The sequence below is a fragment of the Streptomyces sp. NBC_00158 genome, assembly GCF_045160885.1.
Lineage (GTDB): Bacteria > Actinomycetota > Actinomycetes > Streptomycetales > Streptomycetaceae > Streptomyces.
The window spans coordinates 601509-622551 of record NZ_CP108161.1 but is presented as its reverse complement, the minus strand read 5'-3'; the positions used below and the strand labels follow the sequence as shown (position 1 = coordinate 622551).

The window sequence follows — 21043 nt, the reverse complement described above, 5'->3', positions numbered from 1 at the left end:
ACGTGTCCGAAGAGCCCGAACTCCCCGTGGTCCACGTCATGACGGGGTTGCCGGCCTCGGGCAAGACGACCGCGGCCCGCGCCCTCCAGGCCGAGGCCGGCGGCCGCATGCGGCGGGTCAACCTCGACGACCTGCGGGCCATGCTCGACGTGCCCGACCCCGAGCGGGCCCGCTCGTACCGGCACGAGCAGACCGTGCTCGCCGTCCAGGACGCGGCGGTCCGCGCGGCCGTCGACGGCGGATTCGACGTGGTCGTCGACAACACCCACCTGACGTCGAACATCCCCAAGCGGCTCAAGGCGGCGGTCGCCGGCCGCGCCACCTTCGTCGTGCACGACTTCACCGACGTGCCCGTCGAGGAGTGCCTGCGCCGCGACGCCGCGCGGGAGCGGCCGGTCGGCGAGGAGATCATCCGGATGCTCGCCGACAAGCACGCCAAGGCGAAGAAGGGGGGCTGGCGGCTCACCGAGGAATGGCTGAACGACCAGCCGTCCGTCCGCCCCTACGTCGCCGACCCGGAGCTCCCGCCGGCCGTGATGTGCGACATCGACGGCACGCTCGCCCTCACCGGCGACCGGGGTCCGTACGACTTCTCGCGCTGCGGGATCGACCTGCTGAACGAGCCCGTACGGCACGCCCTCGACGCCTTCCGGCGCGCGGACGGAGACGTGATCGTGCTGCTGTCGGGGCGCAGCGAGGAGCACCGGGAGGAGACGGAGTCCTGGCTGCGGCGCCACGAGGTGCCGTACGACGAGCTGTGGATGCGGCCCGCCGGGGACACCCGACGCGACGACGTGGTCAAGGCCGAGCTGTTCGACGCGCACGTGCGCGACCGCTACGCGGTCCGGGTGTCGCTCGACGACCGGGACCGGGTGGTCGCCGTCTGGCGCCGGATGGGGCTGCCGACCTGGCAGGTCAACTACGGGGACTTCTGACACGCCGCAGGGCGTACGGGACGCGCGGCCCGGGGGCCCCTCCCGTACGCCCTGCGGCGCGGTCCTCGAAGGTCAGCGGCACCATTTCACCGGGGTGACGTCCTTGACGTAGCGGGCGGAGACCCAGGCGCGCTTGTGGTAGTACTTCATGCCGGCCATGCGGTCGTCGCCGTCCTTGCCGTCCTTGCGCTCCAGCAGGTACCAGATGTCGTTGCCGTCGACCCGCTCGCCGTGCTTCTTGCACACGAGCGTCAGCTTCTGGTGCGGGTGCACCTTGCCCAGCACCTTGGAGTGGGTGCTGGGCTTGCTGCGGATCTTCAGCGGGCCCTGCGAGACGACGCGGCCCAGGGCGTACTTGGGCTTGGGGTAGATGACGGGCCCGTCGCCGTCCTCCGGCCGGCCGTCGCCGTCGCCGTCGCCGTCCCCGTAGTCCTCGTCGTCGTACTCGTCCGAGTCGTCGTACTCGTTGTACTCGTCGTGCCCGTCGTCGTCGCCGCGGACCTGCGCCGCGCCGGGCTCCTTGTCCACCGGACCGTCGTCCGCGGCGGCGGCGCCCGCGCCGAACAGGCCGAGCACCATGCTGCCGGCGGCAAGAGCGAGGATGGTCCGGGTGGGCTTCAGCATGAGCCGCTCCTCCACGAAGGCTTCCGCCCGGCCGCGGGGCGCGGCTGGGGGTGGCGGCCCGGGGGCTGCCACCGACGACTATGACGAGGGGGCGCGGCCACCCCCGGCCGACGCACCGCCGATTAGCCCGATATGCCCAATATCTTCAAGATGGTCGGGGTTGCGGTCGCGGTCGCGGTCGTGGCCAGGCCCCGGAACCCTGCGGATGCGCTCGGCGGGCCCCGGCAGCACAGTGGGCCCATGGGTATCGAAGACTACGGCGGCGGCCCCGGCGCCCAGCAGACCGGCGTCCTGGTCGTGACCACCAACGACGTCCCGGGCTACCGCGTCGAGCAGGTCATCGGGGAGGTGTTCGGGCTCACCGTGCGCTCCCGCCACCTCGGCAGCCAGATCGGCGCCGGCCTGAAGTCCATGATCGGCGGCGAGCTCAAGGGGCTCACCAAGACCCTCGTGGAGACCCGCAACCAGGCCATGGAACGGCTGATCGAGCAGGCCAGGGCGCGCGGCGCCAACGCGGTGCTGATGATGCGCTTCGACGTGACCGACGCCGCCGACGTCGGGACGGAGGTGTGCGCCTACGGCACGGCCGTGGTCCTGGTCCCCGCCGGGACCTGACACCGGCCCCGGAGGGGCCGCGCCGTCATCGGGCGTCGGCGGAGCCGTCGCCGCCGCGCAGGCCCAGTGCCAGTCCGGCCACCAGGACCGCCAGGCCCAGCCACACCGCCGGGCGGGGTGCGCCGCCGCCCGACAGGACCCCGGCGCCGGCCGCCGCCAGCGGGGCGATGCCGGTGAGCAGGCCCGCCCGGCCGGAGCCCACGGCCGCCACCGTGCGGTACCAGAGCAGGAAGGCCACCGCCGTCACCAGAACGGCGAGGTATCCGACGGCGCCCCACTGGCGCAGGGTCAGTTCCGCCAGGGCGGAGGGGCGTTCCGTGCACACCGACAGCACCGCCAGCATCACCGCCCCCATCCACACCGCGTGCACGGACACCCCCCACGCGCCGTGCCGCCCCAGCACCGGCACCGCCAGCAGGGTGAACGCCGCCTCGCAGGCCAGCGCCAGCACCGCCCAGCCCACCCCGGCGGCGTCCGTGCGTCCCGTCCCCTCGACCAGCACCGCCCCCGCGACCACCACGGGCGCCGCCAGCAGTACCCGGCGGCTGGGCCGGCGCTTCTCCAGCAGCGGGCCGACCAGCCCGAGCAGGACCGGTACGGAGGCCACGGCGACGGCGATCACGGCCGGCTCGGCGTGCGCGACGCCCCGGACCACGGCCACGTTGAACAGCACCAGCCCGCCCGCCGCGATCCCGGCCAGCCACAGCCACTCCCGCCCCCGGGGCAGCGACAGCGGCACCCGGGCGGCCCGGGCGAGGAGGAGCAGGATCACGGCGGCGGCCACGTAGCGGACCGCCTGGGCGGCGAACAGCGGGGCGTCGACCAGCGAACGCGAGACGGTGACGCTGCTGCCGACCAGCGCCATCCCGGCGATCCCGGGGAGCAGGTCCCGCAGGGGGACGGACCGGGTGGGGGACGGGGAGGAGGGGGAGGAGGGGGAGGCGGGCGCGGTGGACGGGATGGGAGTGGAGGTGCTCATGCCGTCCAGCCTGGAGGCACAATGGTCCCGTGAGCAGGTCCAAAGAAGGTGCCGCCGAGGGGTCCAAAATGGGCGGGGGGTCCGAGACCGGGTCGGACTTCCTCCAGCTCGACATCGGCCAGGCCCCGCCCGGCAACCGCACCGACTGGCTCGCCGGCCGGCTGCGCGCCGCCATCGCCGACGGCACCCTGCCCGTCGGCAGCCGGCTCCCCGCCAGCCGCGTGCTCGCCGCCGAACTGTGCGTCTCCCGAGGGCTGGTGACCGAGGCCTACCAGCGGCTCGCGGAGACCGGTCAGGTGGCGGGCAGGGGCCGGGCCGGCACCGTGGTCGTCGCCGCGCCGCCGCCTCCGGCGGCCGGGCCCGCGGCGGCGGCAGCCCGCGGCGGGCTGGTGGACGCGCTGCGCGCCGTGCCCTGCCGGATCGACCTCTCGCCCGGGGTGCCCGACCTCACCGCCTTCCCGCGCACCGCCTGGCTCCAGGCCGAGCGCCGGGTGCTCGCCGCGCTCACCCCGGCCGACTTCGGCTACGGCAACCCGCAGGGCGCGCCCGCCCTCCGGGAGGCGGTGGCCGGCTGGCTGGCCCGGAACCGGGGGATCCGCGTCGACCCCGCCGAGGTCGTCGTGGTCGCCGGGGTCGCGCAGGCCCTCGGGCTGCTCGCGCAGGTGCTGCCCGGGGCCGGGGTGCGCCGGATGGCGGTGGAGGACCCCGGCTCGCTGGGGGCGCGGCAACAGCTGGAACACGGCGGGCTGGACGTCGTCGGCGTACCCGTGGACGGGGCCGGGCTGGACGTGGCCGCGCTGCGGGCGAGCGGTGCGCGGGCGGTCCTGATGACCCCGGCGCACCAGTTCCCGACCGGGGTCGTCCTCGACGGGGAGCGCCGCCGCGAACTGCTGGACTGGGCCGCCGCCGGGGGACTGGTCCTGGAGGACGACTACGACGCCGAGCACCGCTACGACCGCGCCCCCGTCCCCGCCCTGCGGGCCCTGGCGCCCGAGGGGGTCTGCTACGCCGGGAGCGTGTCCAAACTGCTGGCCCCCGCCCTGCGGCTGGGCTGGCTGCTGGTCCCGCGCCGCCTGCGCGACCCGGTCGTCGAGGCCAAGCGGTACGCCGACCTCGGCAACCCGGTCCTCGCGCAGCTCGTCCTCGCCCGGCTGATGGACTCCGGCGAACTGGAGCGCCACCTGCGCTTCGTCCGGCGCCGCCACCGCCGCCGCCGGGACGCGATGCTGCGGGCCGTCGCGGAGCACCTGCCCGGAGCCCGGGTGCACGGCGCAGCCGCGGGGCTGCACCTGACCGTCACCTTCGACGGCGCGTCCTTCGACGACACCGCCCTGGCCGCGGCGGCCCTGGCCCTCGGGGTCAAGTCGCACCCGCTGTCCTGGCACCGGCTGCGGCCCGGCCCGCCCGGCCTGATCCTCGGCTACGCGGCCGGGCCGGCGGGCGAGATCGAGGAGGGCGTGGCCGTCCTGGGCCGGGCCCTGCGGGAGCACGTACAAGATCATCGGCGTTGACAACCGCCGCGCCCGCCGCGTCTAATGGCCGTCGGTGTCGCGTGACTCCGGCCAAAGAGCAGTGGGCCGGCCGGTGATCGGGCGAACACCCTTCACTCAGGGACACGCCATGAGTCAGTACTCCGCGCCCCGCAGCTGACGTAGAGCGGCCGCACCCGCGGCTCCCGCGTCGCGGCCGGCCATCGAGCCGCAGCCGCCTCCCCCCTTTTCCGCGATTCCGTACGCGCGTAAGTCCGTACGCCCGTTCCCGCACGCCCCGCTCCGGCGACTCCCGCTCCACGGCGGCCCGTCGGGGGACCGGCGGCGTGCCGGACCGGCCTGCCCAGAGAGAGAACGCACACGTGCCCACCACACCCGCCCAGGACTTCAACCGTTCCGTCATCGAGGAGTTCCGCGCCCGCCACGGCAAGGTCGGCGGTTACTTCGAGGGCGAGGACCTGCTCCTGCTCACCACCACCGGCGCCCGCTCCGGAGCCGAACGCACCAACCCGCTCGGCTTCGTCCGGCACGAGGGCGTCCTGCTGGTCGTCGGCTCCAACCTCGGCGCCCCCGCCCATCCGGCCTGGTACCACAACATCCTGGCCCACCCGCAGGTACGGGTCGAGCTCGGCAGCGACACCTTCGAGGCCCTCGCCGTGCCCGCTGAAGGCGCCCGGCGCGAGGAGCTCTTCGAAGCCGTCGTGCGCACCGCCCCCGGATACGCCGACTACCAGGCCCGCACCACCCGCACGCTCCCCGTCGTCCGGCTGGAGCCCGCGGATCCCGACGGCTGGCAGCCCCCCGCCGGGATCCGCACCCTCGCCGGAAAGCTGCTGGAGGTCCACACCTGGCTGCGGGCCCAACTGCGCCACGTGGGCGCCGAGACGGAGGCCCACTTCGCCGCCCGCGCCGCCCACACCGGCCCCGGGCGGCCGCCGGCCCCCGGCCTCGGGCTCCAGATCCGCCAGCGCTGCCTGGCCTTCTGCCAGGGCCTGGAGTTCCACCACACCAGCGAGGACGCCCACCTGTTCCCCGGGACCCTGGCCCACCACCCGCACCTGGCGCCCGTCTTCGAGCGGCTGCGCGAGGAACACCGCACGGTCGCCCGCATCCAGGGCGAACTCGTCGCCCTGCTGGGCCGGGTGGCCATCGCCGAACCCGAGCGGTTCCGCACCGAACTGGCGCGCATGACGGCGGAGTTGAACGCCCACCTCGACCACGAGGAGGAGGTGCTGCTGCCCCTGCTGGAGGAGGTCCCCTGGCCGCCGCAGCACCCGTGAGACGGGGCGGGGCGGGAACGCGCGAAAAGTTTTTTCGAAACGGCGGCAACCGATCGGGCACTCGCACGTCGTGCGGGGGTGAAGGGCGGAGTTCCCGCCCCGGACCCGACCGTGGAGAGCCACTGTGAAGAACCTGAAGCGCGCACTTCCCGCCACCGCCCGCCGGGCGGCCGTCGCCGCTGCCGCCGCCGGGGCGGTCCTCGCCCTCGCCGGGCCGGTCTCCGCCGCGCAGGGACCCTCCGCCTCGCCCGCACCCTCCGGTTCCGCGGCGCCGAGCCCCTTCCCGACGCAGCCCGCGAGCGGGAAGCCCAGCCCGGTCCCCTCGCAGCCGGCGGGCGGCGGCAACGGCGGCAGCGGCAGCGCCACGCCGAGCCCCGCCCCGACCTCGCCCGCGAGCGGCAAGCCCACCCCCGTCCCCTCGCACCCCGCCTCGGCCCAGCCGTCCGGCCTGCCGTCCGCCCAGCCTTCCGGGGCGGCCGGTTCCGGTGAGGGCTCCGAGCTGGCGCATACTGGCTCCTCGGCGACCACCATCGCCCTCGGGGCCGGCGCGGCCGCGCTCGTCGCCGCAGGCGGCGGCGCCCTGTTCGCCGTGCGGCGCCGCGCCGCCAACTGAGGACACCCGTGCTCGAACTCGCACCATCCGCCAGCCCCCTCACGTCCGGCTCCGCCCGGACGTGGCGGGGCTTGTGGTGGTGGATCACGCGCCGCGAGCGCACCGCTCCGGCGACGGCCGGGCCCGGCGCCCCCGCGGCGGGGTCCCGCGCCCACGCGTACGCGCACGGCGGCACGTACGCGCACGGCGACGCGTACGGCCCCGGCGGCCACGGCGCGGGGGAGACCCCGCGCCCGCCGACCGTCACCGAGCTCTACCACGCCCACCGCCTGGGCATGGTCCGCCTCGCGGTGCTCCTCGTCGACGACCTCGGCACCGCCGAGGACGTGGTGCAGGACGCCTTCACCGCCCTCTACCGCCGCTACGGGGAACAGATCTCGGAGGTGGACAACGCGCTGGGCTACCTGCGCACCTCGGTCGTGAACACCGCCCGGTCCGTGCTGCGCCGCCGGCGCACCGCCCGCGCCTGGATACCGCCGGTCAGCGCCGACGTACCCTCCGCCGAGGCGTCCGTGGTCCTGGGGGAGGCGCACCGCGAGGTGCTCGCGGCCCTGGGGAAGCTGACCGTGCGCCGCCGCCAGGTGCTGGTGCTGCGCTACTGGGCGGACATGAGCGAGGCGGAGATCGCCGAGACCCTGGGCATCAGCCGGGGCGCGGTGAAGTCGAACGCAAGCCGCGCCCTGGACGCGCTGGAACGGATTCTGGAGGGAAGGGTATGACCGGTCCTACGGGTACGGCGCCCGACGGCGAACGCCCCGTGGAGCGCCGGCTGCGCCAGGCCCTGGAAGCGCGGGCCGAGGAGGTGACGGTCGTCTCGCTGCGGCCCGCCGATCCGCCCGGACCGCACCTGCGGCGGCTGTCCCCGCGCGCGCTGTGGCTGCGCCGCGGGGCGTGGACCCTCGCGGGCGTGTCCGGCCTGGCGGCGGCCGCCCTGGCCGGGTACCTCGTGCTCGGCGGGCCCGACCAGCGGCCGGTGCGCCCCGAGCCGCCCGCCGCGCCGCCGGAGCTCGGCCCGACCGGGCCCTCCGGCTCGCCCGCGCCGAGCGTGTCGCCGTCGGCCTCGGTGCCGCCGGGCTCGCCGTCCCCCTCGGGGGCGGGTACCGGGGCGGGCATGCCGTCGCCGCCGCCGTCCACCGCGTCGGCCCCGGTCCGCCCGCAGCGGTCCGCCCCGCCGACGGCGACGGTGCCCGCGGGGGGCTCGGCCACGCCGGTGCCCTCGGGCGGGGCCGGCATGCCGCAGGGCACCCCCACCCCGTCCTCGAAGCCGAAGGGCTGACGGCAGGGGATCCCCTAGCGGGTGCCCTTCTCCACCGCCGCCACCAGCGGGGCCAGCTCCGGCAGGAGCGCGGCCTCGTCCAGGGCCTCGCGCAGGGCGGCGGCGTTCGTCGGGCGGGCCCGGTCCAGGAGGGCCAGGCCCGCTTCGCTCACGTCGGTGTAGATGCCCCGGCGGTCGGTGTCGCAGATGTAGCGGCTCAGCAGCCCGCGGTCCTCCAGCCTGCTGACCAGCCGGGTCGTCGCGCTCTGGCTGAGCACCACCGAATCCGCGACCTGGTGCATCCGCAGGTGTCCGCCCGGGCCGCCGTGCTGGCGGCTGAGCACGTCCAGCAGGGAGTACTCGCGCACGCTCAGCCCGTGGCCCGCCTGTAGGGCCCGCTCGATGTGCGCCTCGATCCGGCCGTGGAGGAGGGAGAGGGCGCACCAGCCCTGGGCGAGGCCGGTCAGTGCGCTGTCCGTGGCCGTCATGTGGCTCCTCCGTCGTGGGTGCGGTGCGGTGCGGTGCGGGCGTGGTGCGGGCGTGGTGCGGGGTCGAAGTCGCGCCGTCGCGCGCGTACCGCCAAGGATAGGTCACCGGCGCAATAGCCCGCGCTTGCAAATATCCCGCGTCTGCAATTAATGTTGACGAGCGTAACCGGCGACCGCAAGAACGTTCGCCCGATGCCACCCCCACCCCCCCCGCACCCTGAAGGGCAGCTTCGCCATGCCTCTCGCGCTCCTCGCACTCGCCATCGGAGCCTTCGGGATCGGCACCACCGAGTTCGTGATCATGGGCCTCCTTCCCGAGGTCGCGGCCGGCTACGGCGTCTCGATCCCCACCGCCGGGCTCCTGGTCACCGGCTACGCCCTCGGCGTGGTCCTCGGCGCCCCCGTGATGACCGTCCTCGGCACCCGCGTCCCCCGCAAGCGCATGCTGATGCTGCTCATGGGCCTCTTCATCGCCGGCAACGTGCTCTCCGCGCTCGCCCCCGCCTTCGGCGTGATGCTGGCCGGACGCGTCGTCGCCTCCCTCGCCCACGGCGCCTTCTTCGGCATCGGCTCGGTGGTCGCCGCCGGGCTGGTGGCGCCCGAGAAGAAGGCCGGCGCCATCGCCATGATGTTCACCGGCCTGACCGTGGCCAACGTGGTCGGCGTCCCGCTCGGCACCCTCGTCGGCCAGCACCTCGGCTGGCGCGTCACCTTCCTGATCGTCGCCGCCCTCGGCGTCCTCGGCCTGCTCGGCATCGCCCGCCTCGTCCCCGACCTGCCCCGCCCCGAGGGCGTACGGGTACGCCACGAGGCGGCCGCGTTCCGCAACGTCCAGGTGCTGCTCGCCATGGCGATGACCGTCCTCGGCTTCGGCGGGGTCTTCGCCGCCATCACCTACATCACCCCGATGCTGACCGACGTCGCCGGCTTCGCCGACACCTCCGTCACCTGGCTGCTCGTCCTCTTCGGGCTCGGCATGGTCACCGGCAACCTCGTCGGGGGCCGCTACGCGGACCGGGCGCTCATGCCGATGCTGTACGTGTCCCTGGGCGCGCTGGCCCTCGTGCTGGCCCTCTTCACGCTCACCGCCCACGACAAGGCGGGCGCCGCCGTCACCGTCTTCCTCATCGGCGCCCTCGGCTTCGCGACCGTGCCGCCGCTGCAGAAGCGGGTCCTGGACCAGGCCGCCGGCGCCCCCACGCTGGCCTCCGCCGTCAACATCGGGGCCTTCAACCTCGGCAACGCCCTCGCCGCCTGGCTGGGCGGGCTCGTCATCACCGCCGGACTCGGCTGGACCGCCCCGAACTGGGTCGGCGCCGCCCTCGCCGCCTCCGCCCTCGTCCTCGCCCTGGTCTCCGGAGCGCTGGAGCGCCGTACGGACCGCCGCGCGGCGGCGGACGCGGCGGACGCGAGCCGGGTGGTCGCGGCCGGAACCCCCGACGCGGCCCCCGCCCCCGTCCACCACTGACCCCACTCGTACCAGCCGCACCACCCGTACCACCACACACAGCAACAGGAGCACCACATGTCCCGCACCGCCGTCTCCCCGCTCACCACCGAGGACGCCGAACTGCTCGTCGCCGCCGCCCGTACCGCCGCCGGGGCGGCCGGGGTCGCGGTCAGCGTCACCGTCCTGGACGCGGGCGGCCACCCGCTGGCCTTCCGCCGCGACGACCGGGCCGTCCTCATCTCCGGCGAGACCAGCACCCGCAAGGCCTTCACCGCCCTCCAGCTGAACGCCCCCACGGCCGACCTCACCGAGGCGGTCCTGCCCGGCGGCCCCTTCCACAGCCTGCCCACCGCCCTCGACCGGCCGCTGCTGTTCATCGCCGGCGGGCTCCCGGTCCACCGCGACGGCCACCTGATCGGCGCCGTCGGCGTCGGCGGCGGAGCCCCCGCGCAGGACCACGGCTTCGGCACGGCCGCCCTGGAGGCCCTGGAAGCCCTGGAGCGCACGGAGTCCGCCGCCTGAGGCGCCGCCGCCCGACCGCCCCGGGTCGCGCGGCCGTGTCCCCCGTGCCAGGTTGGTACGGGGGACACAGGTGCACGATGAGGCAGACGACCCGAAGGTTCCGCGGAGCTCGGGCCATCGCGACGGCAGCGGCCGCCACGCTGGCCGTCCTCGCCGTACCCGCCTGCTCCGCCGGAGCCCAGGACACCCGCACCGCCCCCGGAGCGGCGACCCCCACCCCCGTCCCGGCCCCCACCCCCTCCGGGACGCCCACGCCGCCCCCGTCCTCGTACCCCCTGTCCACCGCCCCGCGCACCGTGCCCTCCGTACGCGAGCACGTGCCCGCGCGGGGCCCCGGCTGGAAGCCCGCCCCCGGCGCCCGCGTCCTCGTCGCACCCGCCGACAGCGCGGCCCTGGCCGACGAGGGGAGGCTGCTCGCCGGTGAACTGCGCCTCGGGTACGCCGAGTCGGACCAGGCCGGGCCCGGCGACGTCCAGCTCGCCCTCGCGGCCGAGGGCTCCGGACCGGCGGAGTCGTACACCCTCACCGTGCAGGACGGCCGGGTCAGGATCACCGGCCCGGACGAGGCGGGCGTCTTCTACGGAACCCGCACCCTCAAGCAGGAGATACGCGGGGCCGGCGCGGCCCCCGAGGGCACCGTCAAGGACGCCCCGGCCAAACCGCAGCGCGGACTCAACCTCGACACGGCGCGCAAGCACTTCACCCCGGAGTGGATAGAGGGACGGCTGCGCGAGATGGCCGACCTCAAGCTCAACCAGCTCGGCCTGCACTTCTCCGACGACCAGGCCTTCCGGATCGAGTCCGAGACCCATCCCGAGATCGTCTCCACCCCGCACCTGACCAAGGCCGAGGTGCGCCGGATCAACGCCCTCGCCGCCCGGCTGCACATCGCGGTGGTCCCCGAGATCGACTCGCCCGGACACCTCGGCGCCGTGCTCCGCGTCCACCCCGAGCTGCAACTGCGCGACGCGGCGGGCCGGGCCGTCAAGGGGGCCGTGGACATATCCAACCCGGCCTCGGCGAAGCTCGTGGACGACCTGCTGCGCGAGTACCTGCCGCTGTTCCCGGCGGGCTCCTGGCACCTGGGCGCGGACGAGTACCAGGCCCTGGTGGTCCGCGACCCCCAGGCCTCCTTCCCCGCCCTCGCGAACGCCGCGCGGGCCCGCTACGGGCCCACCGCCCGGGTGCAGGACCTTGCGACGGGCTGGCTGAACGACCGGGCGGCCGTGGTCCGGCCGTCGGGCAAGGCCCTCAAGGCGTGGAACGACGGCTTCTTCAGGGGCGGCACCGCCAAGGCGGCCCAGGACATCCAGGCCGAGTACTGGACGGGCAAGGAGATCGGCGCCCGGCCGCCGCTGGAGTACCTGGACGCCGGCCGCAAGGTGGTCAACCTCAACGACGAGTACCTCTACTACGTGCTCGGCGAGCCCAACCAGTTCACCTACCCCACCGGCAAGCGGATCTACGAGCAGTGGACCCCGCTCGTGCTGCGCGGCACCACCGCCGTCCCGGCGCGCTACGACCCGCAGGTGCTCGGCGGCCGCCTCGCCGTCTGGTGCGACCTGGCCGCCTCGCAGACCCCGGACCAGGTGGCCGCGGGCATCCGGATGCCGCTGGCCGCCCTGTCGCAGAAGCTCTGGGACCCGCGCCCGCCGCAGGCCGCCTGGGCGGACTTCCAGGCCCTCGCCGGCCGGGTCTCCGCCGAGCGGTGACCCGGCTCCGCCGAGCGGTGACCCGGCTCCGCCGAGCGGCAGCGGAGGTCCGGACTCCGCAACGACCCGATCCCGGCCCGGTGACGAATCACATCCGGCCATCGCCCTGGCCGGATCCCGGGGGTTACGGTGCGGCGACACCGGAACGCGGCAGAGGGAGACGGGCATGAGAGCGGTACGGGGGCACGCGGCCATGGCCGCCCTCGCGATGTGCGGCGCACTGGTGCTCACGGCCTGCCGGAACGGCGACGACACGGCCGCGCCCGGCGGCGCGCCCAGCGCGGCCGCCCCGCAGGCCCCGGCCGCGCCCTCCGCGGCCGGTACGCCCGCCGGGCCGGCGCCCTCGAAGCCGGCCACGGCGGCCAAGCCCTCGGCCCCCGCCGCTGCGACGGGCAAGAAGCCCCCGGCCCCGGCTCCCGCGCCCGCCTGCGACCACAAGATGCCGATCTCGCCCGACACCATCGCCGTGTACCGCTACACGCCCGAGGGCGGCTCGTACAACCTCATCGTCCGGCACGGCGAGTTCGGCTGCCCCGGCCCCTTCGAGCCGGTCGGCGAGGAGACCTTCTACCCGATCTCGGAGACCGCCAAGATCACCGCCACCGCGCCGATCCTGCCGGGTGAGGTGATGGGCAAGCCGATCAGCACGCACGAGCTGACCTCGTGGCTGAGCACCCACCCGGACAAGGGCCTGCCCTTCCGCTACCACCTGAACGCGGCCGGGGTCATCGACACCCTTGCCGAGGTCTACGTCAAGTAGTCCTCTACCAGATGGAGTTGACCCACTCCGGGTGGTCGATGAACGGGTTGCGGTTGTGCTGGTAGGTGTCGTAGATGACCTGGTTGCGGCGCTTCTCGAAGGCGTCCGGCGGGTCCATCTGGTTCCACTGCTTCAGCAGGCTGATCCGCCCGAAGAGCGGGGCGGTCCCGTTGTTGACCTTGTCGTTCATCTCCAGGTCCGCGAAGCCGTCCCCGCCGTCGTAGCGCACGGCCATGTACAGCAGCATCCGCGCGACGTCGCCCTTGACGGCGTCCCGGGGTTCGAAGGAGTCGCCGTCGGTGAAGCTGCCCGGGGCCTCCGCCACCGGGCTGCCGCCCTTGTCGAAGTCCTTGTTGCCGCGGGTGCTGTTGACCGTCACGTCCTCGGGGCGCAGGTGGTGCAGGTCGGTGCCCGGTCCGGTGGCGGTGCCGAAGTCGCCGTGGCTCTTGGCCCAGACGTGCTCGCGGTTCCAGTCGTTGACCCCGCCGCCGTTGGTGGACTTGGACTGGGAGCGGCCCGAGTAGACCAGGATGACGTTGTTGGGGTTCGCGGGGTCCTGGTCGGTCACCTTCAGCGCGTTCCACACGCCGTCGTAGGTGACCCGGGACTGGGTCTTGATGATGTCGTGCAGCGCGGTCTTCAGCGCGGCGCCGGTCTTGCCCGCCGCGGGCGCGTAGTAGTCCTCGACGGTGACCGGGTAGTAGGCCTGGGGAGCGGCCTGCGCGGTGTCGGCGGTGGTGCGCTGCTGGCCGGCGGTGGCGCTGGCCGGTATGAGGAACAGCGCCGCGGCGGCGAGCCCGGCGGCCCAGGGGGCAGTACGGGAGATTCTCATGACGTGGGGGATACCTCTCCACAAACACCGTCCCCGCCATGGCAGTTGGCGGGGTGTCAGGTGGCAGAGCGAGGATCCTATTGTCATGTGCCGTACAGGCGAAAACCATGTGTCTACCACGTGGACCTTGGTGTTTGTCCGCGGTGGGCCCCGGGCACGGTAGCGGGTGCCCCCGGCGGTCCCGACGCGGCCGCCGACAGCTCTCATCGGAGTGGCCCATGGCAGTGAAGATCCTCATCGTGACCGGCGACGCGGCGGAGTCCCTGGAGGTGCTCTACCCGTACCAGCGCCTGCGGGAGGAGGGGTACGAGGTGCACGTCGCGGCGCCCGCGGTCAAGAAACTGCGGTTCGTGGTGCACGACTTCGAGGAGGGCTTCGACACCTACACCGAGAAGCCCGGCTACACCTGGCCCGCCGACATCGCCTTCGCGGACGTGGATCCCGCCGAGTACGCGGCCGTCGTGGTCCCGGGCGGGCGGGCGCCGGAGTACCTGCGCAACGACCCCGAGGTGCGGCGGATCCTGGCCGCCTTCGCCGGGGACGACAAGCCGATCGCGCAGATCTGCCACGGCCCGCTGATCACCGCCGCGAGCGGTGGCCTGGACGGCCGGCAGGTGACCGCCTACCCGGCGCTGGAACCCGACATGAAGGCGGCCGGGGCCGCGTTCCGGGACTCCGAGGCCGTGGTCGACGGCACCCTGGTCTCGGCCCGCGCCTGGCCCGACCACCCCGCCTGGATGCGGGAGTTCCTGACCGTGCTGCGGGGCAAGGCGCCGCTCGCGTAGCGGTCCCGCGGGAAGCGGGACCGGAGACCGGGTCGGGGGCCGGACGGGGCCCCCGCCCCGGGGTCCGTCAGTGGCCGGTCGTGACCTGGGGCGCCGGCTCGTACTTGTAGTTGGCCTGGCCGAAGTGCTTCTTCACGGCCGCTTCCCAGGAGCCGTCCGAGACCATCTTGGTGATCGCCGTGTTGATCTTCCGCTGAAGGTCGTTGTCGCCCTTCTTGAGGCCGATGCCGTAGTTCTCGTTGCTCAGGTTCTGACCGAGCAGCTTGAACTTGCCCGCGTTCCCCTTGCGCGCCGCGTACCCGGCGAGGATGGAGTTGTCCGTCGTCATCGCGTCGACCAGGTTGTCCTGGAGGGCGACGAGGCACTCGGAGTAGCCGCCGAGCTCCAGGACGCTCGCCTTGGGCGCCAGGTTCTTGCGGATGTTCTCCGCGGAGGTGGAGCCGCTCACCGAGCACAGCCGCTTGGTGTTCAGGTCCTCAGGCTTGGTGATCGAGTTGTCGTCGGCCCGGACCATCAGGTCCTGGTGGGCGACGAAGTAGGGGCCGGCGAACTCGACCTTCTCGCGGCGCTTGTCGTTGATCGTGTAGCTCGCGGCGACGAACTTGACCTCGTTGTACTGGATCAGCAGTTCCCGGTCCGAGCTGTAGACCTGCTTGAACTCGATCTCGTTCGCCTTGTAGCCGAGCTCCTTGGCGATGTACGTGGCCACGTCGACGTCGAAACCGGTGAAGGTGCCGTCGGGCTCGCGCATCCCGATGCCGGGCTGGTCGAACTTGATGCCGATGGAGATGGGCTCCTTCGGGGCTTCACCACCACAGCCGGAGGCGGTGGCGGCGAGGGCGATCACCGTGGCGACCGCACCGGCCTTGGGAACCTTCATGCTGAACTCTTTTCCTCGGGAACGCGGAATCCCGGGGGACGTCGCGGGAACGGGGGCAGGCGTGCGGAACCGCGGGGGCGCGGGGGCACGTGTATGAGGAAGCTAGGAAGGTGACGGCCGCACCGTCACTACATCTGAGGAAAACTTGAGCATAACGATCCGGTTCAGCCGAGGATCTTCCGGCGGAACCGGTGAGTGGCGGGAGAAGGGGGCTGTCCGCAGTGGCGAAAGAGGAAATGGCCGCGGCCAGGATCGAGGGCAACGCGCTCCTGCTGGGCGAAGGCGTACGGATCCGGTTCATCCGGACATTGCGCCTGCCCGAGTCGGGTACGCACGCACTCCCTCCGGGGCTGGGGGAGTTCCCGCTGAGGCGGGTGGAGGACTACCCGGACACCGTGCCGCCGGAATGGCTCGCCAAGGGCGGCGTGATGCTGCCGGTGTACCTGCGGGAGGCCATGTGGCTCAGCTTCGGCGGCTCGCGGGAGCCCGCCGCGCTCCAGGTCGGGGTGGGCAAGGTGTGCGCCGTCTCCGGCAAGCGGTGGACCGGCCGGCTGGAGCGCAAGCCGCAGAACTACGTGGTGCTGCCCCGCCAGCCCTGGCTCGACGGGATCAACTCCGGCGACGGGACGGTGCGCCAGTTCGTCGCCGTCCCGCTCGGCCTCGGGGCCACGGTCGAGGGGCAGGTCACCGGCGAGGAGGTCACCGGCGGGGTGCAGCTCCAGGCGTTCCCGCTCGGCCCGAAGGCGCTCGCCGCCTGGCGGGAGGAGGAGCGGCTGCGGAACGAGACCGTCGCCGCCCAGAACCTCTACGGCGGTGGCGGCTACGGCGCGGCTCCGGGGATGCCGCCCGCGATGCCGGCCCCGCCCGGGGCCGCGCCCATGGCGATGGCGGCCCCCGCCCCGGGCGCCGCACCCGCCCGCCCGGCCGCGCGCCGGGCCCCCGCCCCGGCGATGGGGCTCGGGGTGGGCGGCGCGATGCGCCAGGAGGTCTACCAGGACGACCGCAAGGTCTCGGCCTGGGCCGACCGGCCGGCCGCACGGGTCTTCGTCCACCTGGTCACCCCGCCCGAGTGGCGCCGCATCACGGGCGAGGACGCGCCGCCCTCGCCCGTGGACCGCGCCGCCTACACTCGGGCCGGCCTGCCCTGGTACGACTACTACGACGAGACCGGTACCGACCTCCCGGCGGCCGGCCCCCTCGCCGGGGTCAAGCCCGTCGGCGACTGGATCGGAGACGACCACGCGCCCTGGACGCCCCCGGCGCCGGATCAGGTCCTGCCCCTCGGCAACGCGCCGCGGCCGGGCGAGCCGGTCCAGGACGGGGACTGGTAGCCGGGCGCTCCGGGTAGCCCGGCTCTCCGGGGAGCCCGGGGAGCCCGGGAATTCCCCGCGTATTCAAACTGGTGATCGATTTTCGGCCGCGGAGTCGCTATGATCACCAGCGGCAAGGCCGTAGCGCAGAGGTCGTCGCGCCCAAGCATCGAGCTGGAGGACGTCGGTTCGAATCCGACCGGTCTTGCCACTTCTCTTCCGTCATGTCGGGACGGCGGCAGCACGGCGCGGAGGCGTGCCGGCCTGCCGCGGCTCCGCGAAGTCGCAGGGTCGCCGGGCGCCGGCGAAGGAACCGGTGGAATGCTGATGACACGGCCGACGCCCGTACGGTGCCCCGCAATCGAGCACCCGGACCTGCCCCTCGCCGACCCGGCCGCCCTCGGCCCGCTGCTCGCCCGCCTCGCGCAGGAGCACCCCGTCGAGGCCGACGAGACCTTCCCCCTCGGCACCCTGCGCGCCGACGGCCGCGTCGACCTCTGCAAGCAGGGCCTCGGCCCCGCCGGCGCGGCCCTGCTGCTGCCCGTCGCCCTGGCCTCCCCGCACGCCGCGCACCTGCTCCTCGGCACCAACTCCCTGACCGACGAAGGCGCCCGCACCCTCGCGACGGCCCTCGCCGGCGCCGGAGGCCGCCACGGAGCGCACACCCTCTACCTGGGCTGCAACCGCATCGGCCCCGACGGCGTGCTCGCCCTCGCCGGAGCCCTCGCCGACGACACCGCCGTCCGCGCCCTCTGGCTCAAGCGCAACCCCCTGCACGAGGACGGCGCCCGCACGGTCGCCGCACTCCTGCGCCGCAACACCGCGCTGCGCACCCTCGACCTCGTCAACACCGGCATCGGCGCCGACGGCGTACGCCTCCTCCTGGACGCCCTGCGCGACCGCGGTACCCCGCTGGAGCGGATCTACCTCGGCGGCAACGGCCTCACCGCCGAAGCCGCCCCGCTGCTCGCCGCCCTGATCAGCGAGGCAGGGGTCCGCGAACTGTACGTACCGGCCAACCACCTCGGCGACGAGGGCGCCGCCGTCATCGCCGCCGCGGCCGCCGGAGCCGGCCCCGGACGCCCCGTCCGCCTCGGCCTCGGCGGCAACGGCATCGGCGTCGCCGGAGCCCGCGCCCTCGCCGACGCCCTCGGCGGCATCGAGGCCCTCGACCTCGGCCGGACCATGTCCGAGCGCAGCCTCGGCTCCGCCGGCAACGAGACCGGCGACGAGGGCGCGTACGCCCTGGCCGCCGCCCTGCCCGGCAGCCCGCTGCGCCGCCTGGAACTGCGCCACACCGGCATCACCGGGCGCGGCGCCAAGAGCCTGCTCGCCGCCCTGCCCGAGGACGCCCCGCTGGAGCACGTCGGCCTCGGCCCCGGCACCCCCCGCCGCCTCAAGCGCTCCTTCGCCGAGCGGCTGCGCCCCGCCCGCGCCTCCCACCCGGACCTGCGGGCCATCGGGAGCGTGTACCGGTGAGCGAGAACCCCCGCACCGCGCCGCCCGGCGGGATACCGTCCGACGACGCGGCGGCCTGGCAGCGCATCCGCCGCTACGCCGTGCCCGCCGGGATGATCGAGCGGGCCACCGCGCACCGCCTGGCGGGGGACTGGCGGGCCGCCTGCGCCGCCGCCGGCACGGAGACCACCGTCGACCTGCCCGCGCTCGCCGACGCGCACGGGAGCGCCGTCGCCGAGGCGGTCGCCGCGGACCTGCGCCACTTCGCCCCCGACCTGCTGCGCTGGCACCTGCCCCGGGTCCTCGGCGGCCGCACCGTCATCGCCCCCAACCGCCGCGTCGTGCTGGCCCGTTACGGCTCCGGCCCGGACGCGCCCCAGCTGTACGTCACCACCCGCGCCATGGTGGACGGCCCGCAGCGGCTGCGGCTGCACTGCGCGCCCGTCGACCCCGGGGCGCGGCGGCACTCCTACGCCAACTGGGTCATCGAGGACTGGACCCGCGCCCGCTGGTTCTGGGACGCCCGGCACACCGCCGAACTGCGCTCCTGCGCCGGCCCGGCCGGCCGCATGCCCTTCTTCCACGCCGACGGCACCCCGCTGCGCGAGGACGAGCTGCCGACCTGCGACCCCGGCACCACCGACCCCGCCGCACGGGCGGAGTGGGCCGCCGTGCTCCAGTGGCGCGGGGAGACCGTCGAGGCCTTCGCCGCCGCCGGGATCGCGCTCGACCTGAGCGCACCGGCCAACGCCTACCGCTGGAGCGACGCCGCGGCCGCGCTGAAGGCGGCCACCCTGGACCCGGCCCTGCTCGCCGCCGGAGTACGGCGCCTCGCCGCGGCGGGCGCGGGCGACCGCTTCGACTTCGCCCGGCACTGGCGCTGCCTGCTGCTGGTGGAACTCACCGGCCCGGACGGCGGTCTGCGGGCCCGGCTCGTGGACTCGTCCGAGGTGCGCGACGTACCCCGGCTGCCCGACTACGCCTGGCGGCCGCTGCCCGACCCGTACCTCGTGCGCACCGGCCGGACCGCCCCGAGTGAGCTGCACCCCCTCGTCACCGCCGCCCTCTTCCCCGCCGCCGGACCGGCCGCGGGCCCGCCCGGCCCCACCCCGCCGGGGACCGCCCGGGTGCGCTGCGTGGGCGAGTGGCACGAGGTGCGCTCCCGCGACGGAGTGCTCGACGTCCCGCACACCGCCGAGGAGCAGCAGCGCGAACGCGCCCTGCGGGCCTTCGGCGGCGAGGTCGCCGGCTGCTTCGCCGCCCGGGAGGCCTGGGCCTCCGGCGTGGGCCGGCTGCCGCGCGCCCTGCGCGCCGAGCGGCGCGAGCTGTTCGAGCGCGTCCAGCACGGAGACACCCCCGGCGTACTCGCGCTGCTCGACGCGGGCCTCGACCCGCGGGTGCGCAACGGCAGGGGGCAGGGGCTGCTGCACCTGCTGCCCTTCGTACGCCACGAGGAACTGCTGCCCCGGCTGCTGGAGGCCGGACTCGGCCTGGAGGAGCAGGACGACTGCGAGCGCACCCCGCTCCAGTGCGCGGTCCAGAACGGCGGGACCGCCTCCCTGGTCCGGGCGCTCCTCGCGGCCGGCGCCCGTACCGACGTCATCGACAACATGGAGCTGTCGCTGGGCCAGGTGGTGACCCGCTACAAGCGGACCGACCTGACCTTCCTGAAGGAACTCGTCGAAGAGCGCCACCCCGGCATCAACTTCGAGGAGTACGACGAGTTCATGGCCGAGCGCGCCGAATGGGGCGACTTCGACGACGACGACTACGAAGAGGACGGCTACGCGGAAGCGGCCGACGAACGCACGGCCGACGAGGGCAAGGACGACGAGGGCGCGGCCGACGGCGGAGCCGCGGAATGAACACCGCGCCCCCGCCCGCGCTGGCCGCCGCCGACGAACTGGGCGCCCGCCTCGCCGCCACCCGCACCGAGCCCGCCGCCAACCACCAACTGGAGGCCCTCGCACTCGCGGTGACGGCCAATCAGCCCGTGCTGCTGTGGGGCGAGCCCGGCATCGGCAAGTCCGCCGGCATGGAACGGCTCGCGGCCTCCCTCGGGGTCGCCCTGGAGACCGTAGTCGCCAGCGTCCACGACCCCTCCGACTTCGCAGGCCTGCCGATCGTCGGCGACGACCCCGCCGCCACCGGCGTGCCGATGGCCCCGCCGGACTGGGCGGTGCGCCTGGCCCGTACCGGACACGGTCTGCTCTTCTTCGACGAGCTGTCCTCCGCCCCGCCCGCCGTGCAGGCCGCACTGCTGCGCGTGGTCCTCGAACGCCGGGTCGGCAGCCTGCGACTGCCCGCCTCCGTACGCATCGTCGCGGCGGCCAACCCGCCCGCCAGCGCGGCCGACGGCTGGCACCTCAGCGCGCCCCTCGCCAACCGCTTCGTCCACCTCGACTGGACGCACGACCCGCGCACCGTCGCCCGCGGCATGGCCGGGACCTGGCCCGAGACCGTCCTGCCCGTGGTCGACCCCGCCCGCTCCGCCGGCGCGGTCGCCCGCGCCCGGGGCGCGGTGTCCGGCTTCCTCACGGCCCGGCCCGGCCTGGTCCACCACATGCCGAACGACGCCGAGGGCCGGGGCAGGGCCTGGCCCTCCCCGCGCACCTGGGAGATGGCGCTGCGCCTGCTGGCCACCGGGTACGCGGCAGGGGCGGGCCGCGAGGCGCTGTCCGCCGCCCTCACCGGGGCCGTCGGCGACGGGGCCGGACTGGAGCTGCTGACCTACCTGGAGCACCTGGACCTGCCCGACCCGGAACGGGTCCTCGCCGACCCGGCCGCCTTCGCGCTGCCCGAGCGCGGTGACCGCCAGCTGGCCTTCCTCATCGCGGTCGTCGCCGCCGTGCAGGCCGACCCCACCCGCTCCCGCTGGGAGGCCGGCTGGGAGGTCCTCGCCAAGGCCGTCGACGCGGGCGTGCCCGACGTGGCCGCGCGGGCCGCCGCCGACCTCGCGGCGATGCGCGACCTGTCCTGGCCGGTCCCCGCCGGGATCGACGCCTTCGTGGAACTGCTCCAGCTGGCCGGCGCCCTGCCCGGCGCCCGCTGAGCG

The 21043-nt window shown here is 74.8% G+C and carries 21 protein-coding genes and 1 tRNA gene; 17 read left to right on the top strand and 5 right to left on the bottom strand.

From position 1 onward, the window contains the following. The first annotated feature begins 2 nt into the window (after window positions 1-2). On the top strand, window positions 3-935 hold the full coding sequence (locus OG553_RS02720; RefSeq protein WP_405977397.1) for an AAA family ATPase: 933 nt from the start codon (window positions 3-5) through the stop codon (window positions 933-935). Window positions 936-1007: 72 nt separating this feature from the next. On the opposite strand, the gene OG553_RS02715 is transcribed toward OG553_RS02720, so the two are convergent. After that, window positions 1008-1559 carry an SH3 domain-containing protein gene (locus OG553_RS02715; RefSeq protein WP_405977396.1) on the bottom strand — a complete coding sequence of 184 codons (552 nt, stop codon included), beginning with the start codon at window positions 1557-1559 and terminating at the stop codon, window positions 1008-1010. A gap of 240 nt (window positions 1560-1799) precedes the next feature. Here OG553_RS02715 and OG553_RS02710 point away from each other — a divergent pair, with 240 nt between their 5' ends. Beyond that, window positions 1800-2174, top strand: coding sequence for a YbjQ family protein (locus OG553_RS02710; RefSeq protein WP_362458255.1), 375 nt, complete (start codon window positions 1800-1802; stop codon window positions 2172-2174). Between the two features lie 25 nt (window positions 2175-2199). Here the strand turns inward: OG553_RS02710 and OG553_RS02705 are convergent, their stop codons facing one another. Next, window positions 2200-3153: a DMT family transporter gene (locus OG553_RS02705; protein ID WP_405977395.1), complete on the bottom strand. Its 954-nt coding sequence runs from the start codon at window positions 3151-3153 to the stop codon at window positions 2200-2202. A 68-nt stretch (window positions 3154-3221) separates the two neighbouring features. Between OG553_RS02705 and OG553_RS02700 the strand changes: the two genes are divergently transcribed. From OG553_RS02700 to OG553_RS02680, 5 genes are all read left to right on the top strand, one after another. Beyond that, window positions 3222-4664: a PLP-dependent aminotransferase family protein gene (locus tag OG553_RS02700; RefSeq protein ID WP_405982931.1), complete on the top strand. Its 1443-nt coding sequence runs from the start codon at window positions 3222-3224 to the stop codon at window positions 4662-4664. Window positions 4665-5005: 341 nt separating this feature from the next. After that, window positions 5006-5923 (top strand): nitroreductase/quinone reductase family protein, encoded by a 918-nt coding sequence (locus OG553_RS02695; RefSeq protein WP_405977394.1) that lies wholly within the window; start codon window positions 5006-5008, stop codon window positions 5921-5923. Window positions 5924-6047: 124 nt separating this feature from the next. Beyond that, window positions 6048-6536, top strand: a complete 489-nt coding sequence (locus tag OG553_RS02690) for an LAETG motif-containing sortase-dependent surface protein (protein WP_405977393.1) — start codon at window positions 6048-6050, stop codon at window positions 6534-6536. Between the two features lie 8 nt (window positions 6537-6544). Then, window positions 6545-7255, top strand: a complete 711-nt coding sequence (locus OG553_RS02685) for an RNA polymerase sigma factor (RefSeq protein ID WP_405977392.1) — start codon at window positions 6545-6547, stop codon at window positions 7253-7255. Next, window positions 7252-7812: a hypothetical protein gene (locus tag OG553_RS02680; protein ID WP_405977391.1), complete on the top strand. Its 561-nt coding sequence runs from the start codon at window positions 7252-7254 to the stop codon at window positions 7810-7812. Before OG553_RS02685 ends, OG553_RS02680 begins: the two co-directional genes overlap by 4 nt. Before the next feature lie 14 nt (window positions 7813-7826). Here OG553_RS02680 and OG553_RS02675 read toward each other — a convergent pair whose 3' ends face one another. Continuing rightward, on the bottom strand, window positions 7827-8279 hold the full coding sequence (locus tag OG553_RS02675; protein ID WP_405977390.1) for a MarR family winged helix-turn-helix transcriptional regulator: 453 nt from the start codon (window positions 8277-8279) through the stop codon (window positions 7827-7829). Window positions 8280-8514: 235 nt separating this feature from the next. Here OG553_RS02675 and OG553_RS02670 point away from each other — a divergent pair, with 235 nt between their 5' ends. From OG553_RS02670 to OG553_RS02655, 4 genes are all read left to right on the top strand, one after another. Then, complete coding sequence (locus tag OG553_RS02670; protein ID WP_405977389.1) at window positions 8515-9747, top strand: MFS transporter; 1233 nt, start codon at window positions 8515-8517, stop codon at window positions 9745-9747. A gap of 57 nt (window positions 9748-9804) precedes the next feature. Next, window positions 9805-10251 carry a heme-binding protein gene (locus OG553_RS02665; protein ID WP_405977388.1) on the top strand — a complete coding sequence of 149 codons (447 nt, stop codon included), beginning with the start codon at window positions 9805-9807 and terminating at the stop codon, window positions 10249-10251. Between the two features lie 77 nt (window positions 10252-10328). Beyond that, window positions 10329-11963, top strand: a complete 1635-nt coding sequence (locus OG553_RS02660; RefSeq protein ID WP_405977387.1) for a beta-N-acetylhexosaminidase — start codon at window positions 10329-10331, stop codon at window positions 11961-11963. A gap of 166 nt (window positions 11964-12129) precedes the next feature. Continuing rightward, entirely contained in the window at window positions 12130-12723 is a 594-nt protein-coding gene (locus OG553_RS02655) for a hypothetical protein (protein WP_405977386.1), read from the top strand. Window positions 12724-12727: 4 nt separating this feature from the next. Here OG553_RS02655 and OG553_RS02650 read toward each other — a convergent pair whose 3' ends face one another. Then, window positions 12728-13555: an endonuclease I family protein gene (locus OG553_RS02650; RefSeq protein WP_405977385.1), complete on the bottom strand. Its 828-nt coding sequence runs from the start codon at window positions 13553-13555 to the stop codon at window positions 12728-12730. A gap of 218 nt (window positions 13556-13773) precedes the next feature. Between OG553_RS02650 and OG553_RS02645 the strand changes: the two genes are divergently transcribed. Next, on the top strand, window positions 13774-14340 hold the full coding sequence (locus tag OG553_RS02645) for a DJ-1/PfpI family protein (RefSeq protein ID WP_405977384.1): 567 nt from the start codon (window positions 13774-13776) through the stop codon (window positions 14338-14340). A 67-nt stretch (window positions 14341-14407) separates the two neighbouring features. Here OG553_RS02645 and OG553_RS02640 read toward each other — a convergent pair whose 3' ends face one another. Further along, on the bottom strand, window positions 14408-15220 hold the full coding sequence (locus tag OG553_RS02640) for a glutamate ABC transporter substrate-binding protein (protein ID WP_405977383.1): 813 nt from the start codon (window positions 15218-15220) through the stop codon (window positions 14408-14410). A 236-nt stretch (window positions 15221-15456) separates the two neighbouring features. Between OG553_RS02640 and OG553_RS02635 the strand changes: the two genes are divergently transcribed. From OG553_RS02635 to OG553_RS02615, 5 genes are all read left to right on the top strand, one after another. Further along, the gene (locus tag OG553_RS02635) at window positions 15457-16551 is read left to right on the top strand and encodes a hypothetical protein (protein ID WP_405982930.1); all 1095 of its coding nucleotides are present in this window, start codon (window positions 15457-15459) and stop codon (window positions 16549-16551) included. A gap of 114 nt (window positions 16552-16665) precedes the next feature. After that, window positions 16666-16741: transfer RNA gene (locus OG553_RS02630), tRNA-Arg, on the top strand. 116 nt (window positions 16742-16857) lie between these two features. Then, window positions 16858-18009 carry a gala protein gene (locus OG553_RS02625; RefSeq protein WP_405982929.1) on the top strand — a complete coding sequence of 384 codons (1152 nt, stop codon included), beginning with the start codon at window positions 16858-16860 and terminating at the stop codon, window positions 18007-18009. Beyond that, the gene (locus tag OG553_RS02620) at window positions 18006-19853 is read left to right on the top strand and encodes an ankyrin repeat domain-containing protein (RefSeq protein WP_405977382.1); all 1848 of its coding nucleotides are present in this window, start codon (window positions 18006-18008) and stop codon (window positions 19851-19853) included. Before OG553_RS02625 ends, OG553_RS02620 begins: the two co-directional genes overlap by 4 nt. Next, the gene (locus tag OG553_RS02615; protein ID WP_405977381.1) at window positions 19850-21040 is read left to right on the top strand and encodes a sigma 54-interacting transcriptional regulator; all 1191 of its coding nucleotides are present in this window, start codon (window positions 19850-19852) and stop codon (window positions 21038-21040) included. Before OG553_RS02620 ends, OG553_RS02615 begins: the two co-directional genes overlap by 4 nt. Window positions 21041-21043 lie beyond the last annotated feature (3 nt).

Coding starts and splice junctions, on each gene's coding strand:
- OG553_RS02715 (WP_405977396.1), bottom strand. CDS start 1,559: ATGCTGAAGCCCACCCGGACCATCCTCGCTCTTGCCGCCGGCAGCATG.
- OG553_RS02710 (WP_362458255.1), top strand. CDS start 1,800: ATGGGTATCGAAGACTACGGCGGCGGCCCCGGCGCCCAGCAGACCGGC.
- OG553_RS02705 (WP_405977395.1), bottom strand. CDS start 3,153: ATGAGCACCTCCACTCCCATCCCGTCCACCGCGCCCGCCTCCCCCTCC.
- OG553_RS02700 (WP_405982931.1), top strand. CDS start 3,222: ATGGGCGGGGGGTCCGAGACCGGGTCGGACTTCCTCCAGCTCGACATC.
- OG553_RS02680 (WP_405977391.1), top strand. CDS start 7,252: ATGACCGGTCCTACGGGTACGGCGCCCGACGGCGAACGCCCCGTGGAG.
- OG553_RS02675 (WP_405977390.1), bottom strand. CDS start 8,279: ATGACGGCCACGGACAGCGCACTGACCGGCCTCGCCCAGGGCTGGTGC.
- OG553_RS02670 (WP_405977389.1), top strand. CDS start 8,515: ATGCCTCTCGCGCTCCTCGCACTCGCCATCGGAGCCTTCGGGATCGGC.
- OG553_RS02665 (WP_405977388.1), top strand. CDS start 9,805: ATGTCCCGCACCGCCGTCTCCCCGCTCACCACCGAGGACGCCGAACTG.
- OG553_RS02660 (WP_405977387.1), top strand. CDS start 10,329: ATGAGGCAGACGACCCGAAGGTTCCGCGGAGCTCGGGCCATCGCGACG.
- OG553_RS02655 (WP_405977386.1), top strand. CDS start 12,130: ATGAGAGCGGTACGGGGGCACGCGGCCATGGCCGCCCTCGCGATGTGC.
- OG553_RS02650 (WP_405977385.1), bottom strand. CDS start 13,555: ATGAGAATCTCCCGTACTGCCCCCTGGGCCGCCGGGCTCGCCGCCGCG.
- OG553_RS02645 (WP_405977384.1), top strand. CDS start 13,774: ATGGCAGTGAAGATCCTCATCGTGACCGGCGACGCGGCGGAGTCCCTG.
- OG553_RS02640 (WP_405977383.1), bottom strand. CDS start 15,220: ATGAAGGTTCCCAAGGCCGGTGCGGTCGCCACGGTGATCGCCCTCGCC.
- OG553_RS02635 (WP_405982930.1), top strand. CDS start 15,457: ATGGCCGCGGCCAGGATCGAGGGCAACGCGCTCCTGCTGGGCGAAGGC.
- OG553_RS02625 (WP_405982929.1), top strand. CDS start 16,858: ATGACACGGCCGACGCCCGTACGGTGCCCCGCAATCGAGCACCCGGAC.
- OG553_RS02615 (WP_405977381.1), top strand. CDS start 19,850: ATGAACACCGCGCCCCCGCCCGCGCTGGCCGCCGCCGACGAACTGGGC.